This is a genomic window from Acidithiobacillus sp. HP-2 (assembly GCF_015100155.1).
In the GTDB taxonomy this organism is placed as follows: Bacteria; Pseudomonadota; Gammaproteobacteria; order Acidithiobacillales; family Acidithiobacillaceae; genus Acidithiobacillus.
Genome location: NZ_JACKZA010000013.1, coordinates 58,258 through 76,423 on the forward strand (window position 1 = coordinate 58,258; position 18,166 = coordinate 76,423).

The window sequence follows — 18,166 nt, forward strand, 5'->3', positions numbered from 1 at the left end:
GTCCTGTCATTTGTTTTTTGGGGCGCATCCTTTATGTGCTAAACGTAGCTTAAACATATTCCAGAGTGGGTCACCTGCAAGAACATGCAGGAACACCATCCCGACGTGCCCAATCCACTGCAAAGCAATTGCAACAGCCCCCCAACGAAGGATGTCCAATAACCATCCAAATGGAATTCCGGACCACCACCCGCGAAACCCGCCTAAGAGTGTCAGACCAGCAGTGGCAACCAGAGTGACCGTGAGAAGAAATACTCCGTGCATCAATCCAGGCAGTCCTGCGCGTGGGCCGGGAGGCGCTAAAATCCCTTGAGATAGTCCCCTGATGTCTTGGACAATTACTCTTAATCCGACGGGATTCAGGGGAAACAAATAACGCAACGTAATGCGTCCACTGCGGCTCAACATCAGCCAACCCCATTGCAAAAGCAGGACCACGATCAGCACCTGACCCACGATAATGTGCCATTCAAAGGGAAACCATCCAAATAACCAGCCCATGAGCCCCGTAATCATTTGAAAGGTAACGGTAGAAAGCAGCAAGAGATGGAGCAGCTTGGCACGATTGGGCCTGCTGTCATGGACGCGGCTATATGGAGCGGTAACATGAATGATCGACATACACAGCGTACCTCATCAAAGTTAATCCCTGTATAAAAAACCTGTTTGGTGGATATACGAATAACCTCCTGATGTAGATGCAAAAAAAATCTGTTAGGCGGGTGCATCCAGATTGTAAAAGCTGTCGTATACATATATGCGTGAAGTTCTATTTCCTTATCACCGCCAGCTTTGAGGACAATCTCTATGAAAAAATCGATGAATCGTCGTGAATGGTTAAAAACGAGCACTCAAATTGCGGCAGTTGCGGCTGTAGCTCCCCTAGTTTTTTCGCCTCTGGCGGAAGCCGGCACGCTTTCGAGCAAGGCTTCCGTCAGCTATCAGGATCATCCTTCGGGCAAGGATATGTGTAGCAACTGTATGCACTTCATTCCAGGCTCAAGCCCTACCGCAGACGGGACTTGCAAAGTGGTGGCGGGAAAAATCAGCCCTCACGGTTACTGCTACGCCTATACACCCAAATCGTAACCATCAGTCAGGAGGTTTAAATGAAAAGGTTCAAACTGAAAAACGCTGCTATATTGGCTGGTCTCGCCCTCACCATGGGCTTGGCAGCACCTTTGGCAATCGCCTCACCAAATGCGGCATCCATTCAGCGTGCTGACATCAAGCTGCCTATACAGAATTACATTGGTGACTTTGGTGGCCCATCGGGCGTAAAAGCACTGATTAGTACTTTTGTGGGTTATGTCGCTGCAGATCCCCACATCAATTATTACTTTGCGCACACCAACATCAAGGCCCTCAAATATAATCTGACCCAACAGGTTTGTGAGGTAGTGGGTGGGCCCTGCAAATACACAGGCCCTACCATGACCGCCACGCACAAAGGATTGCATGTCACCACTGCCGCTTTCAATTATCTGGCACAAGACATGATTAAGGCCATGGACAAGCGGGGAATCGCCAAGCCTGCGCAGAATTACCTGTTAGCACAACTGGCCGCTATGGAACCACAGGTAGTCACGGCCAGTGGCCCTTTGGGCTGAGTTTAATGGCCCGCAAGTATGTCCACCACGCCATTAAGCATGTCTTTTTTGGTAGATACGCTTAATGGGAACCAAAAATCCTAAGTTTAGGAAGAGATTATGAATACACTGAAGAGTAAAGGATTAGCCGTTGCAATTGCTTGTGCATTCGCTGCATTGCCGCTAACCGCCAATGCAGCGATCGGGGCTGCCAGTCTATTTGGCCAGGGCCGTATTTTGGGCACCGGAGCAGTAACAGCGATAGACGGTGCTGCCGGTGGTGGTATCAACCCCTGGGCAGTAATTTCGGGTTACGGCACCAACCAGCAAATTGGCGCGACCGCTTTTTATTCACATGTATTGCTGAACAACTATAATATGGACGCCTATGGCGCATCGGTCGGACTATTCAATCGTATTGAGCTTTCTTTTGCCCGCCAGAGTTTTGGGTTAGGAAATACCGGAGCGGCTTTGGATCAGGCCATTAACGGGTACGCCTATGGTAAGCTTGGGGTAACGCCTAATGCTGAAGAACTCAACGCCCCGGCTTACACGGCTCTTGTTGCTCATGGTCTTACAACCCCTGGCCCGGCTTTTTTTGGCAACAGCTATGAATTGAACCAGGACATTGTTGGGATCAAGGCCAGACTGTTTGGTAATGTGGTGTATGACCAGAACTGGTGGGAGCCGGAAGTATCTGTTGGTGTGGATTTTCATCACAACGAAATGCCGAAAAACCTGGCTACCACGCTGCATGTGGCGCGGAACGGTGTCAGTTATTATCTTTCTGCCACAAAGGTATGGCTCAACGGAATATTCGGTCTGACCACCCTGGCGGATGTGAACATTGATGTGACTAATGCCAATCAGCAAGGTTTGTTGGGCTTTGGTGGTGCAGATGGCATGGGCTATAAAGTGTTGCCAGCGGCCTCGGTGGGGGTTTTCCTGAACCGGCATGTCGTATTGGGTGCTGAATATCGGGATATGCCCCAGAATCAGTTGATAGCACCGTCTAGTAATAAATTATTGGGTGCACTGGGTGATCAGGTGTCCAAAACCAGTGCCTGGAAAGACGTTTATGTCGCCTGGTTCCCCTACAAGCAGCTATCTGTGACGGCGGCCTATGTGGATCTCGGTACCATCGCTACCATGAAAAGCCAGAACGGTCTTTATCTGTCTCTGACCAGCAGCTTCTAACCGCATCTATGAGTACATTTTCTCCGTCATCTATACCATGACAATTTTGTGAATACTCCACCGGCTAAAAGCCGGTGGCTTCAGGTTACGGCTGGAAGCCGGATCGGTCGGCACTGAGGCCGACGGCTGTCGCTACACGACATGAAAGTCATCGTCTGGATCTGGTGGGGTTTGATTCTTGATGTACTCCTGCTAAACCTCATCTGTTACATTCCCACTACTCGCGACCCAATAGCCCCGCCCCCACAAATGTTGGCACCAGTATCTCTTGAGTAACTTCGCATACTCCGTCAGCAACCGATGCGAGCTCTTCCCTTTCAAATACTGTACCGCCTTGGATACCGATAGATTCGGCGGTATCCCTATCAATAGATGTACATGATCCCTATTAATCGACCCCGCATAGATCACCATTTCCTTACTACGCGCTATCTCTCGCAGCAATTCCCGACATCGTAGCCCTACATCCCAGGCCAATACCTGATATTGGTACTTCGTCGTCCAGACTAGGTGATACTTACAATCCCAAACCGGGTGACTACCACTTTTATAAGATTCCATAGCTGTGGTTATACCACCGGACTTATCCGCCGCCTAAAGGCGGGGGATTTACGGATCCCCTATCGGGGACTCTAAACCTTTGCAGGTTAGCCGCCAGTTGAGACAGGAAGCGTGCTATTCAATGGGTAAAAGAGGATCTCTAGACCATTCATTCCAAGAACCAAAATACATCCGAACATTGTCAATACCTGCACTTTTCATCGCGAGAAGTGCATTGGCTGCCCTAGCACCTTTAAAGCAATATATAATGATGTTACTATTTGAATAAATGCCCGCAGTTTGTAGTTCTGCCAAGAGTTCATTTTTATTTTTAAATATAGATCCGTATTCTCCTGGTTTCATAAATCTATACCACTCAATCCACCTTGCTCCGGGAATCCGACCTTTACGCGGACAATAATCAATGCCATAAGGAGAAGAACTCTCCCCAATCCATTCACTCACATCTCGAACATCGAGTATTATTGTTTCCTTATCATTCAAAGCTTCGAGCATTTGGTCTTTCGTGACCATGACGTTCTCATTTTTAAGTACTTTAAAATTTTGCACAGGAATAAGATTTGGGACATCTAAAGTGGTTGGCAACCCCTCGTGCAACCATCTTTGATATCCACCGTGGAGCACGGCAGCATTAGAATGACCTAAATACTGCATCAAATACCAGCCCCGGCACGACTGACCGAATCCGTCATTCATCTGCTGTTCGTAGAATACGATTTTTTGATTTGCATGTACGCCGAGCTTTCCTAATAGATCAGAAAATTTAGATGTAAGGCTTTCCAACCCATCATAGTCTGTCATAGCGAGATAGGTAAAAATTTCACGAAGATTGCGAGCGCCAGGAAGGTGCCCTGCTAAATAGGCTTCAGGTGACCGGGTATCAATAAGTACGATATCCTCAGGGTAGGAATTCAATAATGCTTGCACATCAGCACATTCCAGGATGCTTTCAGTTTTCATAACACACCTCATTAAAAAAGTTTTCAGTAAGTTTTATATTTCAGGTATTTACCGTTCATGGTGACTTTTATGCGATCTCCGTGTTCATCCGTTACTCTGGAAATATCTATAGAAAAATCAATGGCACTCATGATTCCATCTCCGAACTCCTCATGAATCAGCTCTTTGATAGTGGTTCCATATACCTGTAGTATTTCATAAAACCTGTATATGGTTGGGTCTGTAGGAATGGCGGTTGGCAGACATCCACGCGAAGGAACTTCCTGCAGTATGCGTTCAACTTCCTCAGGAAGTTCCAATAAGTGAGTAACCACACGTGCCTGCTCAGCTGATAGCGGCATTTGTCCCAAGAGCGCAGCAGTGCTCCATTCCTTGCTGACTCCAAGCCGAGCGCTCAAATCCTTCCAGCTGAGGCCATGAAGAAGTTTTTTTTCTAATATCAATGCAGTGACATCTGATCTGTTCATTCGTTGGCTCCTTATAAGTTGCTAAGTTTTGCTGATTACAACCAAAAAAATTGGATGCATCTATGTAAATTTTGTGTTGACAAAAATCCAACCAGCCTGAGTATTCTTGAATAAGTTATCCGCTGAAATATAGTCTGCATATTGCGCTCCTAAAAGCCAAGATGAGTTAAAACGATGAATAACGGAAAGATCGACTTCATGCCCATAGTGTACTGAGTGATAGCTAGAATCAAAAGAATAATATCTCGCCATAAATTTGGTATTCATCCAAAGTGCTTTCGCAGTAATGTAAACACTTTTTAACCCTTCTTTTGGAGTGGTTAGAAAAACATCTGCCCAACCGTTAAACAAATGCTTAGTAGCCAGAGGCGTCTGAAAGCCATATGTACCATTCTTGTTAGCGCCCATCACCATGTAATCGGCATGGATACCAAGATTTCTCCAGGTGAGGCCCGCTCCACCATGCGCGTAAGAGGCGTTAACCAAGGGGCTGCCACCGTCATACGGTGTTTGTTTCGCATAGCTACCGTCGTACTGTATATGGTATGAACGGGTTATGGGTATCACACCTGCAACGCTGATACCAATGCTTTGGCTGTTACAGGCTTGTACGCCAGACAATAAACAAGCTGCAGCACCAGGTATTAGTGTTTTAGACTGATTTCCGTACCAATAACCAAAAAGATCGGCGTGAAGAAGTTGGCTTTGAGTAAATGATGCTTGAGCTAGAAAAGTCTTAGATGCTACTAATTGGTTTAGAATATTCTTGATCCGCCAAATATACGCGCCAAAAAGATGAACATGCCTATCAACGTTATCATGAAGAGAAACGGCATCAAAACTCTGAGGGGTTTGAAAAAAATCAACATTACCTACGAATCGGCTATCATTTAAAATGATTTCTTGGCGACCCACGCGAGCTCTTATGCCTTTCAAACCCGTGTACTGTATATAGAACTGATTGACACCTGTTTCTTCTGGATCGGGTATGGCCGAATATTGAGTCTTTCCGTTTAGGAGGCTATTGTATTTGTTAATCAGACTGCTCACATTGATAAACTGGATATAGCCTGTTAATCCATATTCCTGGTGGGTTGATAGCGCCAACATTGAACGAATAGTGAATGCTTGGGCTTCATCAAGACCAGGCTGTTGCACAAATTCATAGCGAGGTCTGATCTGAAGGGCATAGCTCCCCTTTGAAAGAGCCTGAGTCAGGGGATCAGAATATGCGGGCAACGTTATGGAGAAAATTGTTAAAAATGTCAGAAATGCAGATTGCACGTTATAAGTTTTTGAATTTTTCATATAATATTCCCGGTAGTGTGAATAAAGTATTCGCAATGTTTTCCTTGCGTTATATCGGTCTATTTTTTCCATAGGCCCATGAGATAAGCATGAACAATATTGCTACAAAAACGGTTCCACCTATCCAGTTTCCGGCCCAAACGATAAGTTCATTGCGCAAGAGGCCAAAATGCCCAAAACCCCAAGTGAGAAGTTTTATTTTACTATCATGGTTAGCCAAGGCGGTACTGTTTAGGGCAATGTATCGACTTTGCATGAGAAGTGGTAAACCGATGAATCCGATGTTGGCTATACAATGCTCAGTCATACCGGATACGAATGCTAACGGTCCGTACCAAGCCACCACCATTTTGCCAATGTCTGTGCGTCCCTTAACATAGAGAAAGAAAGAAGTTTGTAATAACCATGTACAAATAATTGCCATACAAAAAACGGATATGTCATCTGGTCCTACTTTTGATAGTGCTATCATGTGTGCTCGATCAAGGAATATAGATTTCGCGTATGCGCCTGGACCAGCGGCTACAATACCAATAAAAATAAACATTCCAACCGTGTTACCAATCCAACCTACTAGTAAGAATTTGATATATGAAATGAACTTTAATTTTCTGCGGCTTACGGCAACAAATCCTGCGGCCATGTCAGAAGTTATTAGGGATGCTCCTGATACCAAAATGGCCACAAATGAAAATCCGAAAACTAAACCACTTACTAGATTAGCTATGCCTGGAGTTGAAATTCCTGCACCGACGGCAATTGCAAGTATTACTCCAAAACCTACCATCGCACCACCCACAATGGATTGAAAAAAGAATCCTAATGGTCGAGACCATTTTGTTACGGCTATGGTTGTGAGAGTATCAAGTGTTTCGCTGATTGATTTTGGCTCCATAAAACTTTGTGGTAGACCTATTTCAGTTTTAGGTTTGACCTCTTCCTGTGCTATATCCATTTTGTTTCCTTTATTGGCAAATATGCATTGAATCGAAAATGATATTATGTTGTTATTATATATAGTGATTTGATAATTCTCTGACTGTTACCTTATCAAAACCTGATATTGCAAATGCTGCCAGTTCTCCGTGTTCGTCTGTCAAATCCATTCTGCACTCCTGTTCTTGCCTCCTAACCACATTCCATACTCTGTTTTCCGTTTTTTTCATGTGACAAATAGCTAAAGGAAGAGTGGGGGTTTTAACTCTTATAATTGTTGGTTTCGTCGAGAATATAGAACACTGACCAGTCAGATTTCTTGCAATTACTTCTGCTTGAAGTTTTATCGGCTCAATGTATGAGTATATCGTACCTTTTATGGAGGCACAGTCTCCTAAGGCATATATATCGCAGACCGAAGACTGCAAATGAAGATCTACGCTGATTCCTTTTTCAATTTTCAAACCGGCACGCTCTGCTAGGCCCGTATTAGGTACTAATCCCGCAGCTGTGACCACTATATCTGTCTCAAAGGTTAACCCATTCTTAAGTATGGCCTGATAGCGGTTCGAAGAATATTTCAGCGTTTTAAGAACTGTTTCAAAATGAAAAACCACCCCTTTTTTGTTCAACCGCTTCCGCAGGTCTATCCCTATCGCCTCTGGAAGTAGCCGGTTTAGAGGCCAATGATTAGGGTCAACGATTGTTACGGTATGTCCGGCAGCAGATATATCATCCGCGAACTCACACCCAATCAGTCCTGAACCCAAAATTGTTACTGATTTAGGACCGGAGTCCAGTTTTTGGCGGAGTATCCGGTAATCCGCGAGGTCATTAACGGCATGCACGGTATGAGCTGCATTGCCGTCTATTGCTAGCTCACGTTGGTGTGCGCCAAGGGCAAGTACCAATTTTCCATAAGCAATTGAACCGCGCGAAGTGACCAATATCTTCCGTGAAGGATCCAACTTGATCACGGGCGTGTCGGTAAAAATATCGATGTCCAATCGTTGCGCTCTGCTAATTGAATCCTCGTGTATGAGATCCTGGACTGCCTTTCCCTCAGCCAGAGCCCCAGAAAGAGATGGCTTGGAATAGAAATCTCCTCTGCAGCTGCTAATCAGAAGAACCGGTGCAGAGGATCCCAAACGTCTGAGGTTCTCTGCAACTGACCACCCCGCAAACCCTGCACCAATAATAACAATATATTCAGGCCCTCCATGGCATTCATTCTGCTCAGTTTTTTTTATGTGTTTGGTTTTTTGTAAATCACCCGGCGGCGATTTTTTCAACAGTCGAAGATCGCTCTTACGCATACCACATATCGGACATTCCCAACCTTCAGGGATATCCGCAAAGCGTGTTCCCGGTGCTAACCCTGAATCCGGATCGCCTTGCGCTTCGTCATATATGAACCCGCAGGCTTCACAGATCCATCGTTCATAATTATTGAAATTCATTGGTTTCCTCTTCGCTTAACTTGTAACTTCCTATGGCTGAATTAAGAACAAAGCTGTGTCTTATCTCATCTCCGCTAGTTCTTTACGCAGATGTTTCATAGATGGCGTTATCATGGCCACAAAATAGGCTTCGCGGAGCTTACGCTGGGCGGGTGCCGTACGAAGGTAACCTTTAGCTCCAGAATGCAACATAGCGGATTGTGCTGAACGCAGTGAGATCTCACTTACCTGCAAGCGCACCTGCAAAACTGCCTTAAAATATTCCTTTGCAGTTTCATAAGGTGTTTCTGCCAAAGCCATTACCGCTTCTTTTATTTCATTTAACTCATTTTGTAGATAATCAGGACGATCATCCAGGTAGACGTTTACATGACCCAATAGTGATTCTGTCTCTCTGCTGATATCAATACAGGACTGTGTTACGCCCAGCCCCATACCAGTTTGAAGTAGCACTATTCCCGCTTTACTGCGGCGCAAAAAATCGGCACCGTTTTCATCAATAATCATCGAATCTGGAATAAAAACATTCTCAAAAATGCAAGCATAGGTACCTGAACCTTCCAGCGCTGTAAAATGTGCCATCTGTTTGAGGGTAAAACCTGGCATTTCGCAATCAACGAGCGTCATTATCGAGTGGTGGACTGCTCCCTCAAGTGCAAACAGTGTTCCAAAGACATGTTCCGGTCCCAGATTGGATACCCAGGGCAAATTACCATTGACCAGATAACCACCTTCTACTCGCTTTCCCTGTAACCGTAGTTTTTCGATCCCTGCAAAGGCCTTCATGGTATTTGACATCCCGGTTCCGCCTAGGGTTTTCCCAGATGCTACCTTGTGAATCCATTGATCCCGCACCTTGGGATTGGCGGCGTTCTCCAGATACCATCCGCAGGTGTCTTGGCACCACACCGCGAAGCCAGTAGACATACATTCCTCGGAGATGCTGCTCATGGCCTTGATAGAAGCCGGCAGGTTCATGCCGTTAACGTAACCTGAGGTTGGCAGGTGGTGACAAAATCCCCCTGCGGCACCGATGTTACGAATTACCCTCTCGGGATAAATACCTTCAAGATCAATTTGCGTTGTTATAGGGCAGAGATCACGACGAATAACTATTGATACCGCATCTAGCATCGCAGCACCGGACCAATCGTTGTCCATTGTATTCCTGGCGAGTTGATTCATGATGGATCGTTCTCCTACACGAGGGGTTATACAGGCTCCACCAGCAAGTTGACGTTCCGCCTTAACGTATTGGCCACTGGGGACCAGACATTTGAATGTGAAATGATTTCGTCAATCACAGATTTGGGCGCATCTCCGTCTGCCAATACCTTTACCCGTACATCGGTAAAGCCCAATTCCTTACTAGGATCAAGATCGCCCGTGCCCCACACGGCAGTCACATTAATATCGCCTTCTAGCACTAATTCCAGACGCGTGAGTTTCACACCCCTGGCAGTAGCATTTGCGTGCACGCCTACAGCGAGGCATGCTCCGAGGGTGGCCAGAACGGCTTCTGAAGGATTCGGTGCATTGTTTTCACCCAAAAGGTGCGGTGGCTCGTCAATCAACAGGGGCTTGAGATCGCGAACATACGTTTGCATGCGGAACTGACCTTCGCAAACGGTCTTAGCTTTAAGAGTGACAACGGCGTCTGGATTGGTTTTACCCTTTTCTCCTAAAGCGACCAGGCCATCAGAATCAATAGGGCGTAGGTATTGTACAGAAGTGGTAACAGTTTCAGCATTTGCGTTCATGGTGGTCTCCAAGACAAGTGGTTAGTGAAGCAATCTTGTCTTAGCAATGTGCATGCCAAAGTACTATTTTTAATTATTACAAGGTGTTACTGTTTTTTTTGGCGCGCTCCGAAGTATGACAATGTCTACAATGTTGACATTGTTTGTTTTGTCGCCCTTCATTTTGCACCTTTCTCGATCAAATTGTTCAGTCGCTTATAATCTTCAATTTGCTCATGCGGTAAGAAAGTTGCCGTGGAGTCAGTCCTAAGCTCATTGCAGCGCGAGTTTTGTTACCCCGCTGTTTTCTCAAAGCCTCTTGAATCGCGTCTACTTGATCAGGGACGACCTTCATGTATGGACGAAGATCGCCGAATGACGTGTCAGGTTGAGCGTTATGTGTGGCATGACTTATCAAAGTTTCAGACGAAATTTCATGTGCAAGCACATCCTCAACCAGATGGCCGTCTATAACTCCCTGATCACTCAACAATAGCAAGCGTTTGATAACATTTTCGAGCTGCCTTACGTTTCCTGGCCAGGCGTATCGCTCTAATGCCGCCAACGCATCACCGCTGAATTTGATCTCTCTTGAAAATTCACCATTGGATTTATTCAAGAAATGTTGCGCGAGTAGTCTGATGTCTCCTCTACGCTCCCGAAGAGCAGGAATTTGCAATGGAAAAACATTTAATCGATAAAATAAATCCAGTCGAAATTGATTCTCCTGAACAGCGATTTGCAAATCTTTATGACTGGCCGAGACAATACGTATATCGACAGCAATGTCTTTAGTCCCACCCACCCTTTGTATTGTTTTATATTCTATGACGCGCAGCAGCTTTGCCTGTAATGCTAGTTCTAGGTCTGCAATCTCATCCAAAAAAAGTGTGCCGCCAGACGCCATCTCTATACGCCCGATTTTAGATGCTACCGCTCCTGTGAAAGCCCCTCGTTCATAGCCAAATAATTCAGATTCGATGAGCGAGTTGGGTATGGCTGCGCAATTAATATTGATTAATGCTCCCCCCGAACGCTCGCTTGCCATATGGATCATTCGTGCAAAAAGTTCTTTGCCGGTGCCGGATTCCCCTTGTAACAAAACATTCGTATTTGTCTGGGCTACCAGAAATGCCTGTTGGACGGCTTCCTGCAGGAGATGACTCTGACCTATGATACCATATGCCGCCCCGCGACTTTCCATTTTATTTATAAGTAGCTGATTTTTAGACTCCAGGTCGGCAGTGCGCGATGCCACCATCTCTTCGATACGTAATCTTTGGCCAATTAATGTTGCAATGACCTTGAGTAATGAGATATCACGTTGAAATGGTCTCTTACGTTTACGTAATCTGTGAACCGCCAGTACTCCTATAGTTTTTTCACCCCATAAAATGGGTACCGCGATGTAAGCCATCATTTCATTTGGTAATATCTTTCTTGATACGGCCCGCGTTAAATATTTCTCTTCCTCGTCAATATCCTGTACTAATGCGATTTTCCCAGTTTTGTAAACATATCCTGTCACTCCTTCTCCAGCTTTATATTTACCTTTATTTATTTCTTCGGCGGTAAGGCCATAGGAATACTTAATTGTAATTAACTTCGGATCATCCCCTTCCGTCAGGAGCACCCGACCGCGATTCAGTCCGTGCAGGTGAGACAACAAGCGCAAGATTCGACGGATGGATTGGTCCAGGTCAATAACATCTGTAACCAACCGCGATGCTTCCTGAACAACTATCAGTTCGGAATCTATATTGGATGGCTCTGCGGGATGCTCCATGTCCAATTTTCGACCCTCCTACTTCATACCAAGTTCTTCTGAGCAGCCCCGCGATGAATTCTAGCCTGTAGGGGCACCGAGTTGACGGCCGGGATCAGCCATCGCAAAAGCATCTATTTGCTCACAATTTGCCATAATTCGCTGAACCGTCGGGATGTCGACTATTTCTATTTTGAATGTACGCATAACAACGATGATGCTAGCTAGGCATATGTCGGCCATAGTAGGCATGTCGCCATGACAGAACGTACCAGTCTCGGTCTCGTTGGATAAGCGTTGCTCTAAAGCTCGTAGACCTGTGCCAAACCAATTGATCTGCCAAGCCCGCCATGCTTCTTCATCAAAATTTCCAACCGTTGTGAGATATTTTTTTACTCTCGGGGTGATCAGCGGGTGGGTATCTACTGCCAGCATGGCGGCAATGGACCGGACCCGGGCACGCCCAAGCCCATCTTGGGGCAACATCGCGGGAGTCGGGTAGGTATCTTCAAGAAACTCCAGAATGGCCAATGATTGTGTCAAGGGGACGCTGGATTGTTCCGCACCCAGGTTGATTAAGGCCGGAACTGCTCCCAACGGATTGATTTTAAGAAATGCCTCGCTGCGTTGCTCACCCGCATCGAGATTCACATAGTGTTCCGCTGGCTGCAGGCCTTTGAGGTTTAAACCTACGCGGACGCGATAGGTCGCGGATGAGCGCCAAAAAGAAAACAGTTCGAAATTGTGGGGCTGCTGGGTCATAAGAACTCCTGAGAGGGGTAAAAAAACTGTCTGAAGGAATCTCTAACAGGCAGGAAAGTCAGTGATTCTTTTTTATGTTATAGCTGACCGATGAGTCAAGAAAAAATGCGGTTGAGCTGATGTTGGTACCCTTATGTCGGAATTATCTACGGGCTACCGCCAAATTTCACCCAGATTTTTTAAAATGGGGTCATATTTGAATCGTTTTCTGTCGTTATCGCCCTGTTTTTTTGGTTTATCTACATTTTCCTGTCCTAAAGGCGCAATATGGCCATGCGTTTTACACGCCAGGCGGACCAGACTCCATTCTCCTTGAACCTGACGCAGGCCGCGTAAGGAGAACTTCTGGAATCCCATAACCGATTTGATAATACCGAAGACCGGTTCTACCGTTTGTTTGCGCAGACGGTAAACGCTTCGGCCTGCCTAAGTATTTAGACGATGCATCATCGCTTGCATAGGGGGCACATTTTTCGGAAGGGTTTCCGGTTCTGGATGCCTCAATAAACCGGCCAATTTGAGTCGGTAACTACCAATCGGTCATCAGCAGTGAATGACCGCAATCCGTCTTTACCAGTCATCGGATCATAGCGAATACTATGGCAACCAGTCGTCCGTGAGCAATGGCCTCGCCGAGTACCGCCACCCCCTGACCGTGCCTGCATTATTCGCGGTAGAGTCGGGTGCGCCTGTCAAGCAGATCCAGCCCCACTTAATTCAGGGCAACGCTAGGATGAAACTCTATTGTCCGTTAACAATTTTGATACATTACAGTTCAATGTCTGGCAGCAACCAATCCCTGCCTCTTCCATAGAGGCCAGCGAACCGTCCCAATCTCAGATCTGAAAAAGGAATCGACGATATAGAAACGAGGTCGCAGTTTTTCATTTCCTGCCCGACCTGCTTCCAGCGCTCGCGCAGGGTCGTCTTGGCCGAGAGCACCGGGGCTTCCCTGTTCGTCCGCCCCGCGTCATCGTACACCCACCATCGATCATCATCGCTTCAATGTGATGCTCGAATGAGTAGCCAGCCCGTGACTTCCTCTGCTGGGCCGCCGAGAGCAGCATGGCGTCGATCTTCGGGAACTCGACGATGATCGAACGCAGTGCCTTTTCCGGTGTCAGGGCCTTGGGGTCGTCCCCGAGGACGAGCCGCACAAGCTCGACGGCCCTGCCTCGCATCTGAAGCTCCCTGAATATCTCGTATTCGACGCCACGGCTGATGGCCCGGATCGCGTCCTCCCCGGCTTCGCCATCGCGAATGGATCCATGCTCCTGAGCCCCTGCTCGGACATGAACCGGGTCCGCGCGGTTGCTGCGAGTTCGGCCGTGGCCGGCATCGTTCCGTATTTGTCGGCCAGGGTGGCGATGGATCCGTCGAAATACGCCTTGATGATTTTACCGCTATCCCTGCGGAGTTTGTTGTTGGCCTTTTGCGGGTTTAGCTTTTGCGCCATCCCATGGTTTGGTCTGGAGCCGGAAGCCGGAAGCCGGAAGCCGGAAGTCGGAAGTCGGAGAAAATTTACTCTCCTGTTAATGATTCTGGCATACGGCCACCGCGAAGTTGCGTGATTAGATCAGCAAAGTAATGGCCTGGACTGCAGGCTATTTCGGAGTGTTCCGCAACGACAGCCCCAACTTCAGAGCCTCCGTAAATACCCGATAGATCGGTGCATTCCATATCCTGGCCCGATATCGGATATCCTGGTCCAGATCGACCGGCACATGGGCACTGAGCCGGACTTTGAGCTTGGCCCGGTGCGTCAGTAGCTGGTTACGCCGTTCTTCAGGCAGATCATCGAGGGCAGGGAGCCCAAGAACCAGCAGGTCCCGGACCAGAAGGCCCAGACTGCCTTTCTGATAAGTGGTCATCTGCCGGATGGCCTGATCTACCTGCCATTCTGTATCCATGATCAACATGACGTAAGGTACTCCTTTTATGACGCGATATACCGGCATCAGGGCTGTTCCGCAGGATATGGAGGCAGAATCATGGTGCGCGTCACCAGTACGTTGAAAAGATATCCAGGCCGGATCCTCAGGGTCGGCTGGATGTTGAGATTTTTGTTGAGCAGGTTTGTTCCGACACTGTCCATTTCCTGGGCCATGGCTGCTGCAGCGGTCTGGCCGGGGGTCGGATTCTGGAATGCCGAACTCTGTTGCGGCTGAGAGAGCTGCGCACCTGCACCAATCAGCGAGATCAGAATTGCCGAGCCAAAAATCCGCAAATAGTGATTGTCTACCAGATCATGGAATCCCGCTTCCCCAATTCCGTTGGTACCCGGCATGCCCTGCAGGGCAATGGTTTCGCCATTGGGATAGATCAGCCGGTTCCAGGCAACCAGTACCCGACTCTGGCCATAGGCTACGGCACTGGAATATTCACCGATGATCTTTGTTCCCTGCGGAATCAGAATCCTGTCCGGGTCCAGGCTGTCGTAGACGTTCTGCCGCACCTGGGCCACTATTTCACCGGGCAGATCTGAATTGATGCCAGTCACCATGACGGCAGGAATAATGCTGCCTGCGGTGACCTCATTACGGTTCAGTGGCTTTTGCAGCGATTCATCCAGATACCCGTTTTTGTCTTTCGCGCTTTTCTGTTGGCTCAGAAACTGTTGATTGTCATTTTGTCCTGAACCCCTTCCACCCTGGCCTCCAGCACCTTCAAACCCCTGAATTTTCTTCAGCAGGTCAGGCGGCACCGTGCCCGTCTGGGATATGGCTTTCAGGGCAGCCTGCAGATAGCTGTCCGGATTGACATTGAAGTTACCCGTTGCAGTGCCTAGCAGCTTGTCGGACTTTCATTTTGCCTAAAATTATCGTATAATTACTTATGATTCAATGTGATGAGTGATTTTATGGCCCACTTCCTCGATGCTGACCGCAAGACCGATTATCTTCTGCCCCCCTCCATGGACGACTGGCTTCCGGAAGGGCACCTGGCGCGATTTATCGTGGAAGTCATTGATCAGCTCGATCTCTCGCTGCTGGTCCAACAATATGCGGGTCGTGGCCATAAGGCCTATCACCCGGCCACCCTCCTGGCGATTCTGGTCTACGGCTATGCCAACGGGGTCTTTTCCAGCCGTAAACTGGAACAAGCCACCTATGATTCCGTGGCTTTCCGTTACCTCGCGGCCGGCAGCCATCCGGATCACGATACCTTGGCCACCTTCCGTCGCCGTTTTCTGGGCGAACTGCAAGGATTGTTCGTGCAGGTCCTGGAACTGGCACAGGAGATGAAACTGCTGAAGATCGGCCGGGTGTGTCTGGATGGCACCAAGATCCACGCCAACGCTTCCAAACATCAAGCCCTGTCCCATGGGCATATCGAACAGATGGAGCGTCATCTCCAGGCCGAAGTACAGGAACTCTTTGCACTGGCAGAACAGGCGGATCAGTCCGGGATTCCCGAGGGCGTGAATCTGCCCGAAGAGATCCAGCGCCGAGAAGACCGGCTGGCCGTGATGGCAATAGCCAAGGCGAAGATTGCCGAGCGGGCACAGGTCCGTTATGCCAAAGAGAAAGCGCAGTACGACACGCAAATGGCACGCCGTGCGGAACAAGAAGCCCTGGGACAAAAGCCCCGAGGCAAAGCCCCCCAGGCACCGGACCCGGCGCCTAAAGCGCAAGACCAGATTAATCTCACCGATGAAGAATCCCGCATCATGCCGGTCTCAGGCGGTGGCTTTGAACAAACCTATAATGCCCAGGCCGCCGTGGATGACCAGACAATGCTGGTGGTAGCCACCGGAGTCAGTCAGGCCCCCAATGACAAGGAACAGGTCATCCCCATGTTGAAAACCCTCCAGGCACAAACAGCGCAACTGGGACCCATAGAAGCGCTGGTGGCCGATACGGGTTACTGCAGCGAAAAGAATGTGGAGGCCTGCGAAGCGCTGGGGATTACCCCATTCATTGCCGTGGCCCGAGAAGAACACCATCCCGACTGGCGGCAACGGCATACAGAACCGGAAGACCTCCCTGAAAATGCAACCCGCATGCAGGCGATGATACATCGTCTGAAAACGCAGGCAGGCCGAAGCGTTTACCGTCTGCGCAAACAAACGGTAGAACCGGTCTTCGGGATTATCAAATCGGTGATAGGATTCCGGCAGTTCTCCTTGCGCGGCCTGCGTCAGGTTCAAGGAGAATGGAGTCTGGTCTGCCTGGCGTGGAACATAAAACGCATGGCCGTATTGCGTCTGTAGGGCAGGAAAATGCAGATAAACCGCAAAAAACAGGGCAATAATGACCAAAAAAGACTCAAAACGAGTGATTTCAAAAAAATCGTGGCGAAATTTGGCAGTAGTCCGAAGTTAAAACCGACGGGCTGCTAGTAGGTTATCCAGGATGAGGCGCTGATCAGCTGGTGCTGACATGCACCAGGCCGGGGAAAAGCGCAGCCAGGCCATTGGCAATGAAGGTGACGGCGATGGCGGCCAGGACCAGCCCGAAAATTCGGGTGGATATGTTGATGCCGGTTACGCCCAGACGCCGTGACAATGGCCGGGCCAGGCGCAGCGCCGCGTAGGCGACTCCGGCAATGATCAGGATGTCCAGAATCAATAGCCCGCTGGCAAACCAGGAAGCATTTTTATGATGGGCAATAATCACCGTAATCATGGTGCCCGGACCCGCCATCAGCGGAATGGCCAGTGGTACCACGGCTACCGCTTCCTTGCTCATGCCCTCGGCCGTTTCTTCCGGAGTATGGCGGTAACGGCTGGATTTTGCCTGCAACATATTAAAGGCCAGCAACATCAGGACCATGCCCCCGGCTACCTGAAAGGCGGCAATGCTGATGCCAAAAAACTGGAGAATGTACTCACCCAGAAAAGCGGCTATGAGCAACACGATGGCGACGGTTCTGGAGGCCAGTTTGATGGTGGCCAGTTGCTGGGCCGGATCTTCGTCAGCCGTCAAGGCAATGAAAATGGGAATGGCCCCGATGGGATTAAGAATGGCGAGCAGGGCAATGAGGGTTTGCAGGGCGTTATGCAGTTCAGGCGCGATGGACATTTAAAATTACCGTGACAGACTGTGCAGTGCACAGAACGCTTGAAAAATGGTGCCTGAAGACGTATTAAATAGGCATATTCAGTTACAACCTAATACGGAGTGGATACGATGCCAACTTATGAGTATGTATGCAAGGACTGTGGACATCATTTGAGCGCAGAGCAGCGCATGAGTGACGCCCGTCTGACCGATTGTCCGGCCTGCGGCAAACCGGGCCTGGAGCGGCAGCTCAGTGCTGGCGCTTTTGCGCTGAAGGGGTCCGGCTGGTACGAGACAGATTTCAAGGGCAGTAAGGGTGGTTCGACCAAAAGCGAAGCCGCCAGCAGTGCCGCGCCCGCTTGCCCGGGCGGCAGTTGCGCCTGTCATTGACGCCGCGCCTGCAGCGGGGATAGATTGTT

20 protein-coding genes and 1 pseudogene are annotated in these 18,166 nt (G+C 48.5%); 6 read left to right on the forward strand and 15 right to left on the reverse strand.

Annotated features, from left to right (window positions below):
* Window positions 1–6 precede the first annotated feature (6 nt).
* Window positions 7–621: a cytochrome b/b6 domain-containing protein gene (locus tag H7F11_RS11555; RefSeq protein ID WP_193651745.1), complete on the reverse strand. Its 615-nt coding sequence runs from the start codon at window positions 619–621 to the stop codon at window positions 7–9.
* Between the two features lie 186 nt (window positions 622–807).
* Between H7F11_RS11555 and H7F11_RS11560 the strand changes: the two genes are divergently transcribed.
* The 3 genes from H7F11_RS11560 to H7F11_RS11570 all read left to right on the forward strand — a co-directional run bounded on the left by H7F11_RS11560 (window position 808) and on the right by H7F11_RS11570 (window position 2,786).
* Window positions 808–1,089 carry an iron oxidase gene (locus H7F11_RS11560; protein ID WP_193651746.1) on the forward strand — a complete coding sequence of 94 codons (282 nt, stop codon included), beginning with the start codon at window positions 808–810 and terminating at the stop codon, window positions 1,087–1,089.
* 20 nt (window positions 1,090–1,109) lie between these two features.
* Entirely contained in the window at window positions 1,110–1,610 is a 501-nt protein-coding gene (locus H7F11_RS11565; RefSeq protein WP_193651747.1) for a group I truncated hemoglobin, read from the forward strand.
* 99 nt (window positions 1,611–1,709) lie between these two features.
* On the forward strand, window positions 1,710–2,786 hold the full coding sequence (locus tag H7F11_RS11570) for a DUF3034 family protein (protein ID WP_193651748.1): 1,077 nt from the start codon (window positions 1,710–1,712) through the stop codon (window positions 2,784–2,786).
* Window positions 2,787–2,978: 192 nt separating this feature from the next.
* Here H7F11_RS11570 and tnpA read toward each other — a convergent pair whose 3' ends face one another.
* The 11 genes and pseudogenes from tnpA to H7F11_RS11625 form a co-directional block, all read right to left on the reverse strand.
* Window positions 2,979–3,347, reverse strand: coding sequence for an IS200/IS605 family transposase (gene tnpA / locus H7F11_RS17280; RefSeq protein ID WP_193651749.1), 369 nt, complete (start codon window positions 3,345–3,347; stop codon window positions 2,979–2,981).
* 114 nt (window positions 3,348–3,461) lie between these two features.
* Complete coding sequence (locus H7F11_RS11580; protein WP_193651750.1) at window positions 3,462–4,307, reverse strand: sulfurtransferase; 846 nt, start codon at window positions 4,305–4,307, stop codon at window positions 3,462–3,464.
* Between the two features lie 23 nt (window positions 4,308–4,330).
* Window positions 4,331–4,774, reverse strand: a complete 444-nt coding sequence (cynS, locus tag H7F11_RS11585; protein WP_193651751.1) for a cyanase — start codon at window positions 4,772–4,774, stop codon at window positions 4,331–4,333.
* Window positions 4,775–4,834: 60 nt separating this feature from the next.
* Window positions 4,835–6,082: an alginate export family protein gene (locus tag H7F11_RS11590; RefSeq protein ID WP_193651752.1), complete on the reverse strand. Its 1,248-nt coding sequence runs from the start codon at window positions 6,080–6,082 to the stop codon at window positions 4,835–4,837.
* A gap of 49 nt (window positions 6,083–6,131) precedes the next feature.
* Window positions 6,132–7,037: a formate/nitrite transporter family protein gene (locus H7F11_RS11595; protein WP_193651753.1), complete on the reverse strand. Its 906-nt coding sequence runs from the start codon at window positions 7,035–7,037 to the stop codon at window positions 6,132–6,134.
* A gap of 55 nt (window positions 7,038–7,092) precedes the next feature.
* Window positions 7,093–8,478, reverse strand: coding sequence for an FAD-dependent oxidoreductase (locus tag H7F11_RS11600; protein WP_193651754.1), 1,386 nt, complete (start codon window positions 8,476–8,478; stop codon window positions 7,093–7,095).
* Window positions 8,479–8,538: 60 nt separating this feature from the next.
* Entirely contained in the window at window positions 8,539–9,663 is a 1,125-nt protein-coding gene (locus H7F11_RS11605; RefSeq protein ID WP_193651755.1) for an acyl-CoA dehydrogenase family protein, read from the reverse strand.
* A 26-nt stretch (window positions 9,664–9,689) separates the two neighbouring features.
* Window positions 9,690–10,238 (reverse strand): OsmC family protein, encoded by a 549-nt coding sequence (locus tag H7F11_RS11610; RefSeq protein WP_193651756.1) that lies wholly within the window; start codon window positions 10,236–10,238, stop codon window positions 9,690–9,692.
* Between the two features lie 187 nt (window positions 10,239–10,425).
* On the reverse strand, window positions 10,426–12,003 hold the full coding sequence (locus H7F11_RS11615; RefSeq protein ID WP_193651762.1) for a sigma 54-interacting transcriptional regulator: 1,578 nt from the start codon (window positions 12,001–12,003) through the stop codon (window positions 10,426–10,428).
* Between the two features lie 60 nt (window positions 12,004–12,063).
* Window positions 12,064–12,744 carry a maleylacetoacetate isomerase gene (gene maiA / locus H7F11_RS11620; protein WP_193651757.1) on the reverse strand — a complete coding sequence of 227 codons (681 nt, stop codon included), beginning with the start codon at window positions 12,742–12,744 and terminating at the stop codon, window positions 12,064–12,066.
* Between the two features lie 254 nt (window positions 12,745–12,998).
* Window positions 12,999–13,245: pseudogene (locus H7F11_RS11625) on the reverse strand (transposase); the annotation flags it as partial.
* Window positions 13,246–14,012: 767 nt separating this feature from the next.
* On the opposite strand from H7F11_RS11625, the gene H7F11_RS16760 reads away from it, so the two are divergent.
* Complete coding sequence (locus H7F11_RS16760) at window positions 14,013–14,315, forward strand: hypothetical protein (protein ID WP_227485455.1); 303 nt, start codon at window positions 14,013–14,015, stop codon at window positions 14,313–14,315.
* A 33-nt stretch (window positions 14,316–14,348) separates the two neighbouring features.
* Here the strand turns inward: H7F11_RS16760 and H7F11_RS11635 are convergent, their stop codons facing one another.
* Together H7F11_RS11635 and H7F11_RS11640 are read right to left on the reverse strand one after the other, a co-directional pair.
* Window positions 14,349–14,663, reverse strand: a complete 315-nt coding sequence (locus H7F11_RS11635; RefSeq protein WP_193651759.1) for a hypothetical protein — start codon at window positions 14,661–14,663, stop codon at window positions 14,349–14,351.
* Window positions 14,664–14,701: 38 nt separating this feature from the next.
* Complete coding sequence (locus H7F11_RS11640; RefSeq protein WP_319803383.1) at window positions 14,702–15,448, reverse strand: TrbI/VirB10 family protein; 747 nt, start codon at window positions 15,446–15,448, stop codon at window positions 14,702–14,704.
* A 156-nt stretch (window positions 15,449–15,604) separates the two neighbouring features.
* On the opposite strand from H7F11_RS11640, the gene H7F11_RS11645 reads away from it, so the two are divergent.
* Entirely contained in the window at window positions 15,605–16,957 is a 1,353-nt protein-coding gene (locus H7F11_RS11645; RefSeq protein WP_193650848.1) for an IS1182 family transposase, read from the forward strand.
* A gap of 154 nt (window positions 16,958–17,111) precedes the next feature.
* On the opposite strand, the gene H7F11_RS11650 is transcribed toward H7F11_RS11645, so the two are convergent.
* Window positions 17,112–17,768, reverse strand: a complete 657-nt coding sequence (locus tag H7F11_RS11650) for a MarC family protein (RefSeq protein ID WP_193650849.1) — start codon at window positions 17,766–17,768, stop codon at window positions 17,112–17,114.
* A 108-nt stretch (window positions 17,769–17,876) separates the two neighbouring features.
* Here H7F11_RS11650 and H7F11_RS11655 point away from each other — a divergent pair, with 108 nt between their 5' ends.
* Window positions 17,877–18,137 carry an FmdB family zinc ribbon protein gene (locus H7F11_RS11655; RefSeq protein ID WP_193650850.1) on the forward strand — a complete coding sequence of 87 codons (261 nt, stop codon included), beginning with the start codon at window positions 17,877–17,879 and terminating at the stop codon, window positions 18,135–18,137.
* The last annotated feature ends 29 nt before the right edge of the window (window positions 18,138–18,166 follow it).